Here is a 17627-nt window from a genome sequence, read left to right on the forward strand (position 1 = left end):
CCGCCCGCAGCATTTGCGGGCGGGAACATTCTCAGAGCATCATAGCCTGAGAAATATTGGCATCCGCCGTTTTTTGAATTTCACGATCAGTTTGGCTTTGTCGCGTTCGGACGCGGCCACGTTTTGGACGACCAAATCTCCTTGCGGGCGCAAGAGCGGCATCATTGAAAAACGCCGACCCAGTTGGTGCAGGATCAATTCACCGTCGAAGATGTTGTCGAGGTTCCATTGGTGTAGGCCCTTGTAGTCTTCGCCTTCTGCGTCATTGGGGCGCAACATCATGATTGCCCCGCCGCCAATTCTGCAGATGCTGATGAGGTTAAAAAGCCCGAGCACCGGGTCGTTGGAATGGTCGAGAGAGCTGGCTGACCAGACTTTGTCGTACTTATTTGCCCCAGGCTGCCATAGTGCGCCTTCAAAGAACCCTTTGATCGGACATCCCACGCCAGGTGACGCATTTGGCGTTCAACTTAGCGCCATATTCATCCGCCAGCGGGGCGACCGATTGCAATTACCCGACCGAGTGCCGATCCAGCCGAGGGGGCCTGAGCAGATATCAAGGATTTCTATGGTCGATCCGGCTTTGTATCTGATTGATGCAAAAGTTTTCCAACATGGGCGAAAGCATGGCGTTTGGATCAGTCTCGGGCCTAGAAGCCATCTTTCCACTTCATGTATTCGGGCGCGTTCCAGCTGTTCCAAAACCCATCTCGTGCTCAGAACGTTTGGTCAAGTTTTCCCGGTCATTTGGAGTATTGGACCATCAACCATTCTCAGCTTTCCCCAATTCGTCTTCAAGGATGCAATGATAGGTTTGCAACTAGGGCAATCGCCCGTGGGTCTCGAAGCGTTTTAGGGCGTATTGATTGGCATGGGCGCAATCGATCAGGCACCAGTCCGTTTCGCGGATAAATGCGTGTACGGCTTGGAAGACACCGTGATGCATGGATTCAGGGTTAATCGCGAAATCATCTCCCGCGATCACGCCGTCGTCTTTGACTATCACTGCCACGCGCTGCAGTTCGGCCAGTGTTGCTTCGAACTTATGGCTGGCGTCCAAATATACCCAATCGAGCTTTTCGGCGATCTGTCCGGCACAAGCGGGAAAACCTTCTTCTATCACAACGACTTCACTACAACCGCCACGCCGGGCCCGCAGAATACTCTCGTCTCGGGCATCTGCAGTTTTGAGTGCCCCAAAATTGGTGTATTCTTTACCCCAGCCAAATGTCTCGCCAGACTTGGTCCATGGGTCGATCAGGTACAACTTTCGCGGCGCGACCACATTACAAATCATTTCGCTGAAATGGCCGCGAAATACACCAATCTCCGCACCGATGCTCTTTTTGGGCAAATGACGTAGGATGCGACGACGGTTTGCCATGCGCGTAATTTCCCCTTCGGGAAATGGGCAGGCATTCTCGAAGTTCCGAATTTCAGCGTCAATCTTGCGTGCAGGAATAGCCCAAGCATCCATCGTCGCGATCCTTTTGTGCTGTTACGCCTTCTGGCGGTCTTCGAAACTTAACTCGATGAAGTCTGGCGTGTGATTGCCAAGCCCTACAACTTTGTTACCACCGCGATCGTTGTTTCCACCACGGTTGTTATTATTGCTGTTGTTGCGGCTTCGATTATTGTTGTTCCGGTCCTGCTGTTTTGGCGGATCCGTCTTCTCTGGCGCTTCAATCTTTGGCTCAGGTGGGCTGACCCCTTCGACCTTCGTTTCGGGCTCTGGCGTCTCCGCTTTAACCACTGGTTTTGGCACTTCTGCCTCAACTTTGGGCTTATCGTCAGACTTGCGGCTGCGTGACCTGGTGCGCTTGGGTTTTTCAGCTTGGGCTTCAGCTTCTGGAGCCGCGGGTTTTGCCGCTTCGGCTGGCTTACCGCCGCCCAAAGGATCATCAAGACGTGGGATTTCGCGCTGTACCAAACGTTCTACATCTGCGAGGTTTTTCTCGTCCCGAGCAGTGCAGATCATGATCGCCGTGCCGTCACGTCCGGCGCGACCCGTCCGACCAATGCGGTGGACATAGTCCTCGGCGTGGCTTGGCACATCAAAGTTAAACACGTGGCTCACGGCGGGCACATCAAGGCCGCGCGCGGCCACATCAGAGGCCACAAGGAACCGTAGCGAGCCTGCGCGGAAACCATCAAGCGTGCGCGTGCGCTGACTTTGCTCCAGATCTCCGTGGATCGGAGCTGCGTCATATCCGTATTTTTTCAACGACTTAGCAACCGTATCGACATCCATCTTGCGGTTGCAAAATATGATCGCGTTTGTGCATTTTTCGCCTTCAGCGTCGATCAGAGCCCGCAGTACTTTGCGTTTTTCCGTCGCTTCGCGGTCCTTGCGAGATGCTTTGAACATCAACACGCCTTGCTTGATGTTCTCGCCTGTGGTGGCTTGGCGCGCAACTTCGATCCGCTCAGGGTTGCTGAGGAACGTGTTGGTGATCCGCTCGATTTCCGGAGCCATGGTGGCTGAGAAAAACAGCGTCTGGCGCGTAAACGGCGTCAGGCCAAAGATGCGTTCAATGTCAGGGATGAACCCCATATCGAGCATCCGGTCCGCCTCGTCTACGACCATGACCTTTACATCGTTCAAGATGAGTTTGCCGCGCTCAAAATGGTCAAGTAGGCGGCCGGGCGTGGCGATCAACACGTCCACACCTTTGTCGATGGCGGTGTCTTGCTCTTTGAACGACACGCCACCAATCAGCAGTGCTTTGGTCAACTTTACATGCTTGGCGTAGGTGTCGAAGTTTTCGGCAACCTGTGCGGCCAATTCCCGTGTGGGACACAGCACCAGCGAGCGTGGCATGCGTGCACGTGCACGGCCTCGCGCCAGCATGGTGATCATTGGCAGCGTAAAGCTGGCGGTCTTACCCGTACCGGTCTGGGCGATGCCCAAAACGTCGCGCCCTTCTAGGGCGGGGGGGATGGCTCCGGCCTGAATCGGCGTGGGGCTTTCGTAGCCCGCCTCTTCGATGGCTTTGAGGACCTTAGGGTTTAGCTTCAGATCAGAAAATTTTATCATGTGTATCCGTGGTTTGCGGACACGCATTTGGCCCGCGGCAGCGATTTATGCCGGCCCGAATGGCCCAAGCGGCGACCTACGATCGCGACATGCATAAAAGCGCATAGCAGGACGTTCGGCACGCGTCAAACACAAGGTAAACTTAGGGGATTACAGGAAATTGGTGCATGCGTGCAGCATCAAGGTCCAGATCAACCAAGTGCAACAATCCGCGTTGTTCCAGCCTTACACGCAGGGCGGGAGAATCGGCGCAAACTTCGTCGTAAAAGGTGCGCAGTCCGGCGGGGCCAGCGTCGGCCTCGATGGCGTGGAACAGCTCGTGCATCGTGATGCCACCGAGCTTGCGCGCCCGTGCCGGGCCCAGATCAGCTCGGTATGATCCTTTTTCCAGCCGGTAGCGGAAACTGGCCTGCCACGCGTCCCAAGTGGGCGCGTGGCAATGCGCCAGATCAACTGCCGCCAGATCGACCTGAGCCGGGTTCATTTCCCCGTCCTGAAAGGCATTGTGGATCCGCAATTTCACGCGGCTAAGCCCGGTGCGTAGGAAGATTTTTCCCGCCAGATGGCTTAGAAAACCGCCCTTTAGGTGTTCACCAAAGGTCGGATACAGCTCTGCCACCAGCCGCTCACGGTCCGGACCTGCGGGGATGAACCGTTTGAAGGCCCCTGTGCCGCCGGCCAGCAATTCCATAGGGCGGGCGCGGGCAGTCAGTGTGCCGGAGGGCAGATTTGCAAGGTGCTGAGCCACGGGGGCGTCCGACACCAAAAACTCGTCCACGTCCATGTGGATCAACCAATCAAGTTCGGTTTCGGCAGAATAGGCGTGCGTGGCGTTGATCGTTTGGCGCGGCTGATGCATGGGCGGGCGACCGCCGTTCAGCCGTTTCCAATGATCTGCGTCGCATAAGGTTGCCTGAATCTTGGGGTGCTTCGCTAAAACGGCTTGCGCTTCGGGGCAGGGTGCATCGAGATACAGGCGTAACCGATGCGCGCCTGCTTCAAGATGGTAGGCGGCAAATCGCAGGACGTCTTCTGCCGGGGCCTTTATCGTCGCAACAAGACCCCATGTCGGCAGCGTGGTCATATCCTGCCTCGCATCACACCATCATCTCTTTGGTCGCCGTTAACCTTATGTCGGGATAGTCGCGGTCCACGCGGTCTATGTCCCACTGCAGGCGGGTCAGATAAACAATGTCGCCGTCATGATCATAAGCGATGTGCTGTTGATTGGTGTCGGTGAACTTATCAACGTCTTGCTTGGTACCGTTTACCCAACGCGCGGAGGTGAATTGTGACTGCTCGAACCTAACAGGCAAGCCGTATTCCAGCTCGATCCTGGACGCGAGCACCTCAAATTGTAGCTGCCCCACAACGCCCACGATAAAGCCCGATCCGATTGAAGGCTTGAACACTTTCGCAGCACCTTCTTCGGCAAATTGCATCAACGCTTTTTCAAGGTGCTTGGATTTCAGGGGATCACCTGCACGCACACCTTGCAACAATTCAGGGGCAAAGGACGGAATGCCCGTGACGCGCAGGGCTTCGCCTTCGGTCAGCGTATCGCCGATGCGAAGTTGGCCGTGGTTGGGAATGCCGATGATGTCGCCAGCCCAAGCTTCTTCTGCCAGCTCGCGGTCAGAGGCAAGAAACATCACAGGTGCGGTAATCGCCATCTGCTTTTTCGACCGCACGTGGGTCAACTTCATACCGCGCAGGAAATGACCAGACGCCAGGCGCACAAAAGCCACCCGGTCGCGGTGCTTGGGGTCCATGTTCGCCTGAACCTTAAAGACAAAGCCGGAAACCTTTGTTTCTTCGGGTAAAATCTGGCGTGGCTCGGCGGATTGGATTTGCGGCTCAGGCCCGAAAGTGGCGATGCCGCGCATCAGTTCCTTGACACCAAAGGAGTTGATCGCAGACCCAAACCAAATCGGCGTGAGGGACCCTTCGTGCATGGCGGCGATGTCCAAGGGTGGCATCAGTTCGCGCACCATCTCTAGGTCTTCGCGCAGCTTTTCCAACAGGGCGGCGGGGACATGCTCGGTGAGTTGCGGATCATCAAGGCTGTTGATCTCGATGGATTCTGACACCTTGTTACGGTCAGCGCGGTCCATCAATTCCAGCCGGTCGCGCAGGATGTCGTAACAGCCGATAAAATCGCGGCCGACGCCGATGGGCCAACTGGCTGGGGTCACATCAATGGCGAGGTTTTGTTGGATTTCGTCAATAATCTCAAAGACGTCACGGCTTTCGCGGTCCATCTTGTTACAGAACGTCAGGATCGGCAGGTCGCGCATCCGGCACACTTCAAACAGTTTTTGCGTCTGGCTTTCAACACCTTTGGCCCCGTCGATCACCATCACAGCGGCGTCCACAGCCGTCAGCGTACGGTAGGTATCTTCCGAGAAATCCGAGTGGCCCGGTGTATCGACCAGATTGAAGCGAAAATTGGTGTCTTTTAGCGCAAAATCAAACGACATCGCGGAGGCGGATACCGAAATACCGCGGTCTTTTTCCATCGCCATAAAGTCTGAACGGGTGCGCCGGGCCTCGCCTTTGGCGCGGACCTGTCCGGCCATCTGAATAGCTCCGCCAAACAGCAGGAATTTTTCGGTCAGGGTGGTCTTGCCTGCATCCGGGTGGCTGATGATCGCAAAGGTACGGCGGCGCGCAATCTCGGCAGGCAGGGCTGGGCGGTTCTGGGGGGTGTCACTCATAGCTGCGATATAACGGGCAGGCCTGCGCGCGGCAAGCGGCGTTGATAGCATCGTCCGCAGATTGGTGCGGAGTGTCACGCAGCGCCCATCACAGGCGCTGCGGTTTGTCAGCTTAGACCGCGTTTAGGCGGTTTTCTTTTTCCGACGTGCGGCTGCAAGGCCCATCAAACCAGAGATCAACAACACGCCACCTGCAGGCAGTGGCACGGCAGACGGTGCTGCGGTCAAATACACATCGCCCGCGCCGGTGATCTCGTTGGTAAAGGTCCCAGTTTGGCCAGCCTGAAAAGCACTGGTAATCAGGAAATAATCTTGACCCGAGAAAAGCGCCAAATCATCGATATTCGAAGTGCCGATACCGCCGACACCGTCATCGTTGCCTGCCAGTAGGTTAGACGGTTGATCCGTTGGGTCGAAAAACGTCTCATATACATGCAGGTAACCGTCGTAGGTCTGGACGCTCGAAAAATCATAGTGGCCGTCAGCACTGACGCTGAAAATCTGCAAATCGTAATTGACGGGGCCAAAGGTAGAAATGGCGGAAAGGCCCCGGATTGGTCGCGCCCATGAACCGTCGCCCGGGTTGTTCGACCCGATATAGGTTGCGGCCGAACCGGCCGTTGCAGATGCGGCGACAATTGCGGCAGCTGTGATTAGTTTCTTAAAATTCATGATACGTCCCTAGATTTCTATTAATTCCTCAGACTTAGGGTCTGTTCACGGATTGGTGCGTTCACCTAATGATTCATGAATTTAAGGATAATTTTCCAGTACAGATTGAATTGAGGCGGCTTTGTGGCGGCAATGGGGCCGGAGGGTCATGATTGTCGCGGAACGCGAGCCAGAAAATGGTGCAAAGAATCATTCACTTGAATGAATCGCCCCGGCAAAACTCGATTTGATGGCTCAAAAACCGCGCTTAGCGTGTACTCGCCTTGCGCAACAGCTCCGCCGCATCCGGACGGCGCAGCAGCTTTTCATGCACATCAAGGCCCGCATGGGGCAGGTTGGAATGGCCGGGAATGACGTCGCCCAGGGCGGCGGACATGTCATGGGGCAGCACCGGTTTGGTGCGGCTGTCGATCAGCATGGATTCCGCTGCAATCCCTTCGGCATAGATGATTTGGTGGCCATCAAATAGCAGTTGGAAATAGTCCACAAAACCGCCTTCTTGGACCGTAACGCTGTCACCGTTGACCAGATGGCGCGCTTTGACCAACAGCTCGGACCGGCCCGCGCCCAACTCGTCGCGCCGCTGATAGATAAACAAGCGGTGGTCGGGGCTCACGATCAGGTCTTGCTCGTTGTTCAGCGTCCCCGCACGAATGCAAATCGGGGCGAATTCACCCACGGCGCGCGCAGTGCTTTGCCCGATCCAGCGTAATGTTTGAACACCGTCATCGCGGGTCAGCAGGCGGTCACCGATGCGCAAATCCTCGATCGGGCGCTGCTGACCAGAGGACAGGGTAATCTGGGTGCCGCGCGTGAATGAAACACAGGCGACCTGCGCGAATTTCTGGAGCGCCGTATCCGTGTCTATGGTGACAAGCCGGTATTCCATGCGGGGCACCATGGTCGACAAGGGTAGCAAATAAATGCCGGCAACATTGCCATCCGTGTCCACTTCGACAAGCAGCATCGTGTCGGTTGTCTTGCCGTTTTGAGACATAAACATAAGGGCGCTGTCCAGATGCACCGCGGCACCGGGGGTGCCAAGGGCGGTATCATCGCCGATGCAAAAGCTGCCATCGTTATGCGCTACCAGAGACAGGCGTTCAGGGGTGGTACCAGCGGAAATCTCGTAAACATCGTCGTTCAAAAGCTCAGCCGCAAAGGACAAAGTATCCCCCATATTGGCCCCGTCCGTCGCGTGGATCTGGGCCGCGCGGTAGACCGGAACACTTTGGGACGTGGCGGACATGAAATGGCCTTTTGCGAGGGAGTGTCTAGGGGTAAGCTTAGCGTAGAATTGTGGCAGGTGTCGGTCAATCGTCAGGTGTTTTGCTGGCCTTTGCCGCGCGCCCAGTGGTAGCTAAGCGGCAAAGCAAAAGGAGTGCGGTGATGGATCTTGGGATCAAGGGTAAACGGGCGTTGGTATGTGCGTCGTCAAAAGGCCTCGGGCTGGGTTGCGCAGAAGCGTTAGCAGCAGGCGGGGTCGACCTAGTGATGAACGCACGCGGAGCAGACGCGCTGGAAGCCGCAGCCGCGCGCATCCGGGGTGAATACGGCGTAAACGTGGTTACTGTGGCAGCAGATATTGCGACGCCAGAAGGCCAGAAGCGCGTGATCGAGGCCGCTGAGGGCGTCGATATTTTAGTCAACAACGCCGGCGGGCCGCCTCCGGGCATGTGGTCCGATTGGGACCGTGATGATTTCATCGCCGCACTGGATGCAAACATGCTGGCCCCCATCGCGCTGATCAAAGCACTGGTGCCAAGTATGATGGATCGGGGCTGGGGCCGGGTGGTGAATATCACGTCGCAATCAGTGCGGGCCCCAATTGGCGTTTTGGGACTGTCGAATGCGGCGCGGACGGGCCTAACGGGTTATGTCGCGGGCACCAGCCGTCAGGTGGCAGGCAAAGGTGTGACAATCAACAACTTGTTGCCGGGTATTCATGCGACAGATCGGGCTGATGCATTGGATGGTGCGGTGGTCGCGGCCAACGGCATATCCTTGGATGAAGCACGCGCGGCCCGGGCGGCAACCATCCCTGCTGGGCGCTACGGCACGCGGTCGGAATTTGGGGCGGCCTGTGCGTTTTTATGTTCGACCCATGCGGGGTTCATCGTTGGGCAGAACCTGCTGATGGATGGTGGTGCCACCAATATCACAATGTAATGGCTGAGAAATTCTCGCTTAACGATCATCTCTTTAATCCGCGGTCGGTCGGGCAGCTGGCGTCTGAATATGCCGCTGGCGTGCCCGGCTTTGACGTCTCGAAGTTCGAGGCTGATGCACTGGCCGGGTTCGCGGACCGTGGGCTGCTGGAGAGGTTGGATTGGATTGCGACCTGTATTGGTGCGCAGCTTTCTCCGGAATTTGAAGCCATGGCAGATCAGCTTGAGGCCGCAATGCCTGCGCGCCTTGATCCTGAGTTGCGCGATGATGATTTCGGTCAATTTATCCACGCGGTGCCGGGCATTCTGGCGGTTCGGCACGGGTTGGAAGATCACCGCGACCGTGCGCTTGATCTGATCCATGCAGGGACGCAGCGGTTTTCGATGGAATTCTACATTCGCCCATTTCTCAACCGGTGGCCGGAAGAAACGCTGGCTCGGTTGGCGCTTTGGGCGCGGGATGATAATTACCACGTGCGCCGCTTGGTGAGTGAGGGGACACGCCCCAAACTGCCATGGGCCAAGGCGGTCAAACTAGTGCCAGATCAAGCGCTGCCGCTGCTGGATATGCTGCATGCTGACAACACCCGCTATGTCACGCGATCAGTAGCCAACCACCTAAATGATTTGTCAAAAACAGTGCCTGAGCAGGTCTTGGAACGATTGGCTGCGTGGGGCAAACAGGAAGGCCAAAACGCCAAAGAGATGGCTTGGATGACGCGCCATGCGTTGCGCACGCTGATCAAGCAGGGGCAAAGCGGGGCGATGACGGCCCTTGGCTACCGCCATGACGTGGAAGTTGCGGCGGAACTACAGCTTTCCGCTGAAACGGTTCAAATTGGCGATGTCCTTGCGTTCGATTGTATCCTGACGACCAAATCTGCAGCCCCGCTGCTGATTGATTACCGGATCGAATTTGCGCGAGCAGAGGGTAAGACCGCGCAGAAGGTGTTCAAGCTCAAGGTAGCCAAAACGCAGGCTGGCGTGCCTCTGACGGTGAAAAAGACCCACCGGATGAAGGGGGATGCGACCACCTTCCGGCTGTATCCCGGTGCCCACAGGGTGATTGTGCAGGTCAATGGGCGCGACGTCGCAGAAGCTGGGTTTGTGCTGGCTTGACGTTTGTACGACTATGATCGGTCTAATCAACTTTTCGTAGGGCGCTGGTTGGCGGAGGAATGCGCTGCTAGGCAAAGCCCAAATGCGCAAAAGGAATTCCCTACCATGTCCTCAATTCTACTGATTGCCTTGTTCGCGGCTGTCGTGGTCGCGTCGCTGCTGGCAGCCCCGCGCCGCGCTTCGGTTGAAGGGTTTTTTGGTGGCATGGGCGCAGACGGGCGCAGTCCGGGCCTTTGGGTGCTGGTGCTTAGCCAAGTTACCACCTGGATTTTTGCGCGCAGTTTGATGAACGCGGCGATCCTTGGCTATTACTACGGCATTGCAGGCACCTTGGCATATGCAGGTTACTATGTGTCTTTCCTGACGGGTGGATACATTGTGGGCCAGTTGCGCAGCCAAGGCGCGCGGTCAGTGCAAGACTGGCTGGGGGGGCAATTTGGAGCGGTTGGCAACGGCTGCTATAACTTTGTGATCGCTCTGCGGCTGTTGTCTGAAGTGTTCGCTAATTTGTTAGTGGTGGGCTTGATCTTTAACGCTGTGCTGGCGGGCAGTGGGACCTCTGCGATTTTGATCGTTGCGGTATTGGGGCTGGCCTATTCTGCGTGGGGCGGATTGTCGGCGGCGCTGCGCACTGATGTGGTGCAGATGCTTGTATTTCTGGTGGTGTTTGGCATGGCCTTTGTGGCGTTGGTGACAGCACCAGGGTTCGATCTGGGCGCTGTTTTGACCGCACCGGGCGTGGCGGGCTCCTACAATGGTTGGGTATTGCTGGCCGTCGCAGCATTGCAGGTGTTTTCATATCCAGCACATGATCCGATCATGATGGACCGCGGCTTTGTCGCAGATGAGGCAACCACGCGGACCTCGTTCTTGCATGCGTTTTGGATTTCGACGCTATGCATCATCGGCTTTGGCTTTTTCGGCATCCAAGCGGCGCTGATTGGCGCGGCCTATGAGGGTGAACTGATTGGGACTTGGGCGGCGATGTTTGGCCCATGGGTCTTTGGCGCGCTGATGCTTTCCTTGCTTGTCTCAGCGCTCTCGACGCTCGATTCTGCGCTGTCTTCTGCTGCGCGGTTGGTGGTTGAAGAAACCCGTTTCATCCCGCGCAACCTCGCATCGGGGCGGGTCGTGATGCTGATCTTTATGCTGGCAGGTACGGCGCTGACGTTGTGGGGAAATGCAACGCTGTTTGATGCGGTTGCGGTATCTGGCACGGCGTCGATGTTCCTTACGCCGGTGTTGATTCTGGGGCTGGTAAAGGGGCGGCAAATTGCGCTTTGGTCCTATTTGGTGGCTTTTGGGGCCGCGATGCTGGGCGCATTCATCTATTTTGCCCGCGGTTGGTCCACAATTGCTGCGATCTTGCCCGAGGGGCATAAATATGAGCAGCTTTTGGGCATCTGTATTGTTGTCTTGGTTATTGGCTTTGGGGCGGTGCTTGCGGGCGTGCGCCGGGCCTGATAGCTCATATCCGACTGATTTCATCGGATACTTAGCCAGACTATGCCAGCGCCTATCCCACGGTTAGAAATACGCGACATTCGGCGCAGCTATAATGGGCGCACCGTTGTCGACAATGTAAGCCTTCAGATTATGCCGGGGCAGGTGACCTGCCTGTTGGGTCCGTCAGGGTGCGGAAAATCGACAACTTTGCGGATCATCGCAGGGGTCGAAATGCAAGACAGCGGGTCGATCTATGTCGATGGGGCGTTGGTCTGTGATACTGAATTCCGCGTCCCGCCGGAGCGCCGAGGCATTGGGCTGATGTTCCAGGATTTCGCGCTATTTCCGCATTTGAGTGTGGCGGGTAATGTGGGCTTTGGTCTGAAATCGGGCACCAAGGCAGAACGGCGCGTCCGGATTGAAGAAATGCTGGAGCGCGTTGATTTGGGGCGGTTTATCGATGGCTACCCTCATCAGCTGTCGGGCGGAGAGCAGCAACGGGTTGCCTTGGCCCGAGCACTTGCGCCGCGACCGCGCATTATGCTGATGGACGAGCCTTTTTCGGGCCTTGATAATCGCTTGCGGGACGGCATCAGGGACGAAACCCTCGCCATCCTCAAAGAACAAGACACGGCCGTTTTGCTGGTAACCCACGAACCTGATGAGGCCATGCGCATGGCCGATGAAATTGCATTGATGCGCGGCGGCAAAATCGTGCAGCAAGGCGCACCTTACAACGTCTATACGCGCCCCATGGACCGCGCGGCAGCGTCGTTCTTTTCCGATGCGAATGTGTTGCGGGCGCTGGTGTCGGGTGCGTTGGCACAAACACCCTTTGGTCGCTTTTTGGCACCGGGTGTGCCGGACGGCACACATGTTGATATCGTCTTTCGCCCCCAACATGTGCGGATTGATTTCGACCGCGGTGGGCAAGGCCCAAAGCCCACGGCAAGTGACGGCACGGCTGCACGCGGCGTGGTTGAGCGGGCAAGGTTTATGGGCAATGAAAGCCTCATCGAATTTGTGATGGATCACGATGGATCGACGCTCAAGGCGACGGTGCCGAACGTGTTTTTACCTGCGGAGGGGACGCCGCTTTGGCTGACGATCCGGCGGGATAAATGTTTCGTTTTTGGAGCCTAGGGGCTGCAGCAGGAGGGTGCTATGGACAAACTGTTGGTGGAATTTGGAATGGGGACGTCGCTGCGCAAAGGCGACTATACCCAAGCGGCCAAGCGCGCCGTAACGGATGCGTTGTGGCATAACTCGATCAATTTGGCTGAGCTGTTTGGCTTTGATAAGACGGACATGCAGATCACGCTGGACGTTGGCGTACAGCAACCAGATGCCGTTGATCCAGAGGTGCTGCGCGCGGTATTCCCGTACGGTCAGGTAACAGTGAATGTCATGCGCGGCGGGCTGGATGTGCCCCGCCCTGAGGGAACAGGAAATCCGACGATCATGGCCAATGCCGCCCTGTCGGTGAGTTTTGATATGGAGCGGGCTGATGACTGAACCCCAGACCGAACAACGTGTGATCATTGAGATGGGCATGGGCAATGACCTGCACGGTATGGATTACACCAAGGCCTGTGTCCGAGCGATTGAAGACGCGTTCCGCCATTCGTCCTTGCCCTTGTTTGGGGCACTGAAGCTTAGCCATGAAGCGATGCGTGTGCAGGTGACTGTCGCGGTGCAGGAGCCTGAAAAGGTAGATGTCGACGCCTTAACTGCCACGTTGCCGCGCGGAAAAGCCGAAGTGCGCGCCGTGTTTGGGGGGCTCAATGTACCTTCAGGCGATGAAACCATCGTTGTCGCGCAGGCGAGTGTTGAGGCGTTCTTGCCGCCGCAAACCGGCTGGCGCATCAAGGGCTAGCGATCAGACAGCTGTTTGCCCGGCTCGTCTGTAAAAAGGGCGGGCAGGGCTTCTGCTGTTTCAATCAAATCAAGTCTGAAATCTCGAAAATCATGGCGCAGTTCGCACCACGCGACGAGCGTCCAGATGCGACCCAGATAGCCAAGGCGCAAGGGCCGTATCGTGCGCGAGGTCACATGCGCGTCTATGCCAGTATAGGTCAGGCGCAGCTTTTGGCGCGCAGTAATCGCAGCGCGCAAAGTCGGCATATGGCCCAACCCGCGTGCGGTATCCGCAAAGGGATAGGTAGCGAATTTCCAAATGTCTTGCGGCGCAATGGCTTGGGTGGGCAGGCCAGCATCGACCTTTGCTGCCAGCGACAAGCTGGCGGCGCGCAGCTCGTTCCCGCCCAGCTCCGCTGTAAGGGCAAGGCCGAGCTGCAGCACTTCAAGCTCAGCAGGGGTCAATGTCATGGGGGGCAAAGGCGTTGCATCTGACAGCCTATAGCCAGCACCGCGGGTGCCGATCACCGGAATGCCCGACGCCACCAGCGTATCCATATCCCGATAAAGCGTTCGATCTGAGACACCCAAGGTGCGCGCCAGATCAGCAGCCCTGTGCAGCGCGCCGTCTTGGAGTGTTTGCAGCAAGAGCGACAATCGATCGCTGCGTTTTGTGTTGGAGATGTCCGACATGCTCCTGACACTATCATGTCAGTTGGTATCAGCAAGGTGAAAATTCACGAACTTGCGATGCTACTATGTGCAGGTGCAGCCGCTTTGACGCTTTTGCCGAACGTCAAATCGGCCTAGAATCACTGGGATTAGACCGCCCTTGGGGGCGGCGTGCATTTGTTGGGAGACATGACATGCTGAACAATATTGGTCTGCCGGGCCTGCTGCTAATTGCAGTTGTGGTGCTGGTTCTGTTTGGACGCGGCAAAATTTCATCGCTGATGGGTGAAGTCGGAAAAGGTATCACCAGCTTTAAAAAGGGCATCAACGAGGGCGAAGAAGAGATCAAAAACGCCACCGATGTTGACGAGGCCGAGTTGGCTGATCAGGCCGATGCCGGCGCTGACGTCAAAAACACCAAGGATCGGGTGTAACCTACTATGTTTGGAATGGGCTGGTCTGAGCTGTTGATCGTGGGCATCGTCGCGTTGATCGTGGTGGGCCCAAAAGACTTGCCCATAATGTTCCGGCAAGTCGGCCAATTCATGGGTAAGGCCAAGGGGATGGCGAGCGAGTTCACATCCGCGATGAATAGCGCTGCGGATGATAGCGGCGTGCGCGACATCTCTCGCAACCTCAACACCTCGATTAAAGCGGCGTCAAACCCATTGGGCAGTGCCTTGGACGGTGTTAAATCAGCGGCGAGTTCGCTGACCGATATTGATCCAGACAGCGAGACGGGCAAGTTGGCTGCGAAACGGGCCGATGAGGTCAAAAAAATCCAAGCCAGTACCGCACGCGCCGCTGCAGATCGCAAAGCGCGTGAAGCAACCGACGCGTTGGCCCGTGCGGATGAGATGGAAGCGACCCTGACGCCTGATGCGGCGCCTGCCAAACCAGCTGCGAAAAAGGCACCAGCCAAAAAGCCAGCTGCAAAGAAGGCACCGGTTAGGAAAGCCGCGCCTAAGAAGGTGGCTGCGAAAAAACCGGCTGCTCAGAAGACTGCAAAGAAGAGTGATACATGAGCGCTAGCGAAGATATCGACGACAGCGCCGCCCCGCTGATTGAGCATCTGGCAGAGCTGCGCACGCGGCTGATCCGTGCTGTTCTTGCATTCCTCGTTGGGATGATCATCTGCTTTAGCTTTGGCAGTATGCTCCTCGATTTTCTATTGGTGCCGATTGAACAAACTATGCGCAACCTGGGCAATCCAAACCCAGTGATGCAGTACACGGCACCGCAAGAGTACTTCTTTACCTTGATCCGCATCTCGATGGTCGGGGGGCTGGGGCTGTCTTTCCCAGTGATCGCAACCCAGCTGTGGCGCTTCGTTGCGCCAGGCCTTTACAAGAATGAAAAGAACGCGTTTTTGCCGTTCCTGATCGCTTCACCAGTGCTCTTTTTGGTGGGTGCTGCGTTCGCCCACTACATTGTTGTGCCGCTGGCGATGCAATTCTTCTTGGGTTTTTCAGACGCCGCGTCCGTGCTGTCCGCATTGGTAGCCGAAGGCGACGCGCGCAAGTCAGGGATTGATATTGTTTTCCAAGGTAAAGTGAACGAAAGCCTTGATATCACACTGAAAATGATCGTGGCCTTTGGCCTGTGTTTCCAACTTCCTGTGCTTTTGACTTTGATGGGCAAGGCTGGGTTGGTGACGGCCGAAGGGCTGGGGAATGTGCGCAAATACGCCGTTATTGGCATTTTGTTGCTGGCAGCATTGGTGACACCACCCGATGTGGTGACGCAGCTTATCCTCTTTGTGGTTGTCTACGGTCTATACGAGATCTCGATCTTCTTGGTGAGCCGTGTAGACGCCAAACGTGAAGCAAAATTGCGTGCAGATGGGTATTACGACGACGTTGAAGAAACGCCGGAAGATACCGAAGAAAAATGACCGACGAACCGCTAGACCGCATTGCGCGCGCGTTGGAGCGCATGGCCCCAGAACCGCTGGCTGCCCCCGACTTTAGCGGGGCAGCGGCGTTTGTCTGGCATACCGCGCCAGAACGGTTGGAACCTGTGGCACAGGTATCGCGCGTGGATCTAGACCTGCTTATTGGTGTGGACCGGGCGCGTGATACGCTGCTGCAAAATACAGCGCAATTTGTGGCGGGGTTGCCTGCTAACAATGCTCTTTTGTGGGGCGCGCGAGGTATGGGAAAATCCAGCCTTGTCAAAGCCGTGCACGGCGCTGTTCAAGCGACACATGAAAATTTGAAGATGGTTGAGTTGCAGCGTGAAGACTTGCCCTCAGTGGGGCGCTTATTAGGCCTTTTACGGGACGTGCCGCAACGGTTTATTCTCTTTTGTGACGATCTCAGCTTTGGCCATGACGACGCGCATTACAAATCGCTTAAGGCGGTTTTGGATGGTGGGATCGAAGGGCGGCCTGAAAATGTGGTGCTCTATGCCACATCCAATCGCCGCCACCTGATGCCGCGCGACATGATCGAAAATGAACGTGGATCGGCCATCAACCCAGCGGAAGCGGTCGAGGAAAAAGTGTCACTGTCGGATCGGTTTGGGCTGTGGCTTGGCTTTCATGCCTGCGATCAAGACCAATATCTGGCGATGATCCGGGGCTATTGCGACGCGCATGGTGTCTCGATCGATGACGCAACCCTGCACGCTGAAGCTATCGAGTGGCAAGCCACGCGCGGTGCCCGGTCAGGCCGCGTCGCGTGGCAGTATTTTACCGATCTTGCAGGCCGCAAAGGCGTGACGATCTAGTTTTACTTCAGGTATGGGCCGGGATCGACGCTGTCAAATCCGTTGCGCACCTCGAAATGCACGAAGGCATCAGAGCCGCTGCGCAGTTTTGCGATGCTCTGTCCGCGCGCGACGTTGTCGCCCTTTTTCACAGAAACATCCGTGACATTGGCATAAACGGTCAGCAAGTTATCAGCATGACGAAGCACTACGATTGGGACGTTGTCGGCGCTTTTTGTGATTGCAGCAACGGTGCCGGTATCGGCGGCTTTGACCGGTGATCCGGGGCTGGCCTTGATGTTGATGCCTTCATTTTTGCCCTTGCTGTATTCCCGGATAATCGTGCCGGTCACCGGAATGACCAACTTGGCTGAAGCAACAGGCTTGGAGACTTTGCCGACATCGGCAACGGGTTTGGCAGGTGCTGTCGATTTAACCAACGGTTTTGCTGTTTCATCCTTGGGCAGGGGCTTGGCCGCAGACGGCGGCGTCGGCGTCGGAGAACCTGCACCTGGCAATGGTTGTGCTGTGGCGGTGTTTGTTGCTGTGCTTGCTGGCGGAGATTGCTGAGCGACGGGGATCAATAAGAACTGCCCTTCGCGGATTGCGAAGTCAGCACCAAGTCCGTTCCACTCTGCCAATGATTTAACCGGAACGCCATAAAGTCGCGCGATGGTATAGGCACTTTCGCCCCGCTCAACCTTGTGACGCACGGGTTCTTTGGCTTCCGGCGCGACAGGTGTTTTGGTTGCGGGGGCCAGGGCGGCAGTTTGCACCCCGGGCGTGGCTGGTGCGCGGTTGATTGCACCGCCTGCGACGCTGTTGATGTCGACGTTTCCGGGTGCACCGGTCGCAGCGGAGGGCTCTGCGACACGGTCGGGCAGGGCGATGATCTCGTCTTTGCGAAGTTCTACGTCAGGCGCGATGCCATTATAAAGTGCGACCTTGGTGGGGTCTGCACCAACGCGGCGCGCAACATCCGTCAGCGTATCGCCTTTGCGGGCCACGGCGACTTGGTAATTTGGATAAGAAATCACACCGCGATTATCTGGCTCTGGACGTTCACCTACTGGTGCGACAGCTGCCTCAGCAGTTGAAAACCCACCTGAGATGCCCCTCAGATCGACATCAAGGGGCTGGCCACAGGCGGTCAGCAAGACGCAGGATGCACCTGCAAAAAGGCTCAGTCGCGCGCGCGCGCGGGCGGTTTGAAACGTCATCTGCTTGATC

General features: G+C 56.7%; 19 protein-coding genes. 10 read left to right on the forward strand and 9 right to left on the reverse strand.

Annotated elements, in window-relative coordinates:
- Positions 1-39: 39 nt before the first annotated feature.
- The 7 genes from C1J03_RS25285 to C1J03_RS08785 form a co-directional block, all read right to left on the reverse strand.
- Complete coding sequence (locus C1J03_RS25285; RefSeq protein ID WP_162798483.1) at positions 40-282, reverse strand: hypothetical protein; 243 nt, start codon at positions 280-282, stop codon at positions 40-42.
- A gap of 538 nt (positions 283-820) precedes the next feature.
- Positions 821-1477, reverse strand: coding sequence for a class I SAM-dependent methyltransferase (locus tag C1J03_RS08760; RefSeq protein ID WP_114885630.1), 657 nt, complete (start codon positions 1475-1477; stop codon positions 821-823).
- 21 nt (positions 1478-1498) lie between these two features.
- On the reverse strand, positions 1499-3037 hold the full coding sequence (locus C1J03_RS08765) for a DEAD/DEAH box helicase (protein ID WP_114885632.1): 1539 nt from the start codon (positions 3035-3037) through the stop codon (positions 1499-1501).
- Positions 3038-3179: 142 nt separating this feature from the next.
- Complete coding sequence (locus C1J03_RS08770; protein ID WP_114885634.1) at positions 3180-4121, reverse strand: glycosyltransferase family 2 protein; 942 nt, start codon at positions 4119-4121, stop codon at positions 3180-3182.
- A gap of 13 nt (positions 4122-4134) precedes the next feature.
- The gene (locus C1J03_RS08775; protein ID WP_114888933.1) at positions 4135-5754 is read right to left on the reverse strand and encodes a peptide chain release factor 3; all 1620 of its coding nucleotides are present in this window, start codon (positions 5752-5754) and stop codon (positions 4135-4137) included.
- A 123-nt stretch (positions 5755-5877) separates the two neighbouring features.
- Positions 5878-6426 carry a VPLPA-CTERM sorting domain-containing protein gene (locus C1J03_RS08780; RefSeq protein WP_114885636.1) on the reverse strand — a complete coding sequence of 183 codons (549 nt, stop codon included), beginning with the start codon at positions 6424-6426 and terminating at the stop codon, positions 5878-5880.
- Positions 6427-6673: 247 nt separating this feature from the next.
- Positions 6674-7675, reverse strand: a complete 1002-nt coding sequence (locus C1J03_RS08785) for a Hint domain-containing protein (RefSeq protein ID WP_114885638.1) — start codon at positions 7673-7675, stop codon at positions 6674-6676.
- A 140-nt stretch (positions 7676-7815) separates the two neighbouring features.
- Between C1J03_RS08785 and C1J03_RS08790 the strand changes: the two genes are divergently transcribed.
- From C1J03_RS08790 to C1J03_RS08815, 6 genes are all read left to right on the forward strand, one after another.
- Positions 7816-8595 carry an SDR family oxidoreductase gene (locus tag C1J03_RS08790; RefSeq protein ID WP_114885640.1) on the forward strand — a complete coding sequence of 260 codons (780 nt, stop codon included), beginning with the start codon at positions 7816-7818 and terminating at the stop codon, positions 8593-8595.
- Positions 8595-9713: a hypothetical protein gene (locus tag C1J03_RS08795; RefSeq protein ID WP_114885641.1), complete on the forward strand. Its 1119-nt coding sequence runs from the start codon at positions 8595-8597 to the stop codon at positions 9711-9713. Before C1J03_RS08790 ends, C1J03_RS08795 begins: the two co-directional genes overlap by 1 nt.
- Before the next feature lie 105 nt (positions 9714-9818).
- Positions 9819-11177 carry a sodium:proline symporter gene (locus C1J03_RS08800; protein ID WP_114885644.1) on the forward strand — a complete coding sequence of 453 codons (1359 nt, stop codon included), beginning with the start codon at positions 9819-9821 and terminating at the stop codon, positions 11175-11177.
- A 42-nt stretch (positions 11178-11219) separates the two neighbouring features.
- Positions 11220-12302 carry an ABC transporter ATP-binding protein gene (locus C1J03_RS08805; protein WP_114885646.1) on the forward strand — a complete coding sequence of 361 codons (1083 nt, stop codon included), beginning with the start codon at positions 11220-11222 and terminating at the stop codon, positions 12300-12302.
- Between the two features lie 21 nt (positions 12303-12323).
- A complete protein-coding gene (locus tag C1J03_RS08810) occupies positions 12324-12674 on the forward strand; it encodes a Lin0512 family protein (protein ID WP_114885648.1) in 351 nt (116 codons plus the stop codon).
- Positions 12667-13035 carry a Lin0512 family protein gene (locus tag C1J03_RS08815; RefSeq protein ID WP_114885650.1) on the forward strand — a complete coding sequence of 123 codons (369 nt, stop codon included), beginning with the start codon at positions 12667-12669 and terminating at the stop codon, positions 13033-13035. Before C1J03_RS08810 ends, C1J03_RS08815 begins: the two co-directional genes overlap by 8 nt.
- Here the strand turns inward: C1J03_RS08815 and C1J03_RS08820 are convergent.
- Positions 13032-13709, reverse strand: coding sequence for a helix-turn-helix transcriptional regulator (locus C1J03_RS08820; protein WP_114885652.1), 678 nt, complete (start codon positions 13707-13709; stop codon positions 13032-13034). The genes C1J03_RS08815 and C1J03_RS08820 overlap by 4 nt on opposite strands.
- A 173-nt stretch (positions 13710-13882) precedes the next feature.
- Here C1J03_RS08820 and tatA point away from each other — a divergent pair, with 173 nt between their 5' ends.
- From tatA to C1J03_RS08840, 4 genes are read left to right on the forward strand one after another with little or no spacing between them, the layout of a single operon-like run.
- On the forward strand, positions 13883-14122 hold the full coding sequence (gene tatA, locus C1J03_RS08825) for a twin-arginine translocase TatA/TatE family subunit (protein ID WP_114885655.1): 240 nt from the start codon (positions 13883-13885) through the stop codon (positions 14120-14122).
- A 6-nt stretch (positions 14123-14128) separates the two neighbouring features.
- Positions 14129-14713, forward strand: coding sequence for a Sec-independent protein translocase protein TatB (tatB, locus tag C1J03_RS08830; RefSeq protein WP_114885657.1), 585 nt, complete (start codon positions 14129-14131; stop codon positions 14711-14713).
- Complete coding sequence (gene tatC / locus C1J03_RS08835) at positions 14710-15582, forward strand: twin-arginine translocase subunit TatC (RefSeq protein WP_114885659.1); 873 nt, start codon at positions 14710-14712, stop codon at positions 15580-15582. Before tatB ends, tatC begins: the two co-directional genes overlap by 4 nt.
- The gene (locus tag C1J03_RS08840; RefSeq protein WP_114885662.1) at positions 15579-16418 is read left to right on the forward strand and encodes an ATP-binding protein; all 840 of its coding nucleotides are present in this window, start codon (positions 15579-15581) and stop codon (positions 16416-16418) included. The genes tatC and C1J03_RS08840 overlap by 4 nt, the downstream gene beginning before the upstream one ends.
- 2 nt (positions 16419-16420) lie before the next feature.
- Here C1J03_RS08840 and C1J03_RS08845 read toward each other — a convergent pair whose 3' ends face one another.
- On the reverse strand, positions 16421-17617 hold the full coding sequence (locus C1J03_RS08845) for a peptidoglycan DD-metalloendopeptidase family protein (protein ID WP_254694225.1): 1197 nt from the start codon (positions 17615-17617) through the stop codon (positions 16421-16423).
- Positions 17618-17627 lie beyond the last annotated feature (10 nt).

Source organism: Sulfitobacter sp. SK012 (assembly GCF_003352085.1).
Taxonomy (GTDB): domain Bacteria; phylum Pseudomonadota; class Alphaproteobacteria; order Rhodobacterales; family Rhodobacteraceae; genus Sulfitobacter.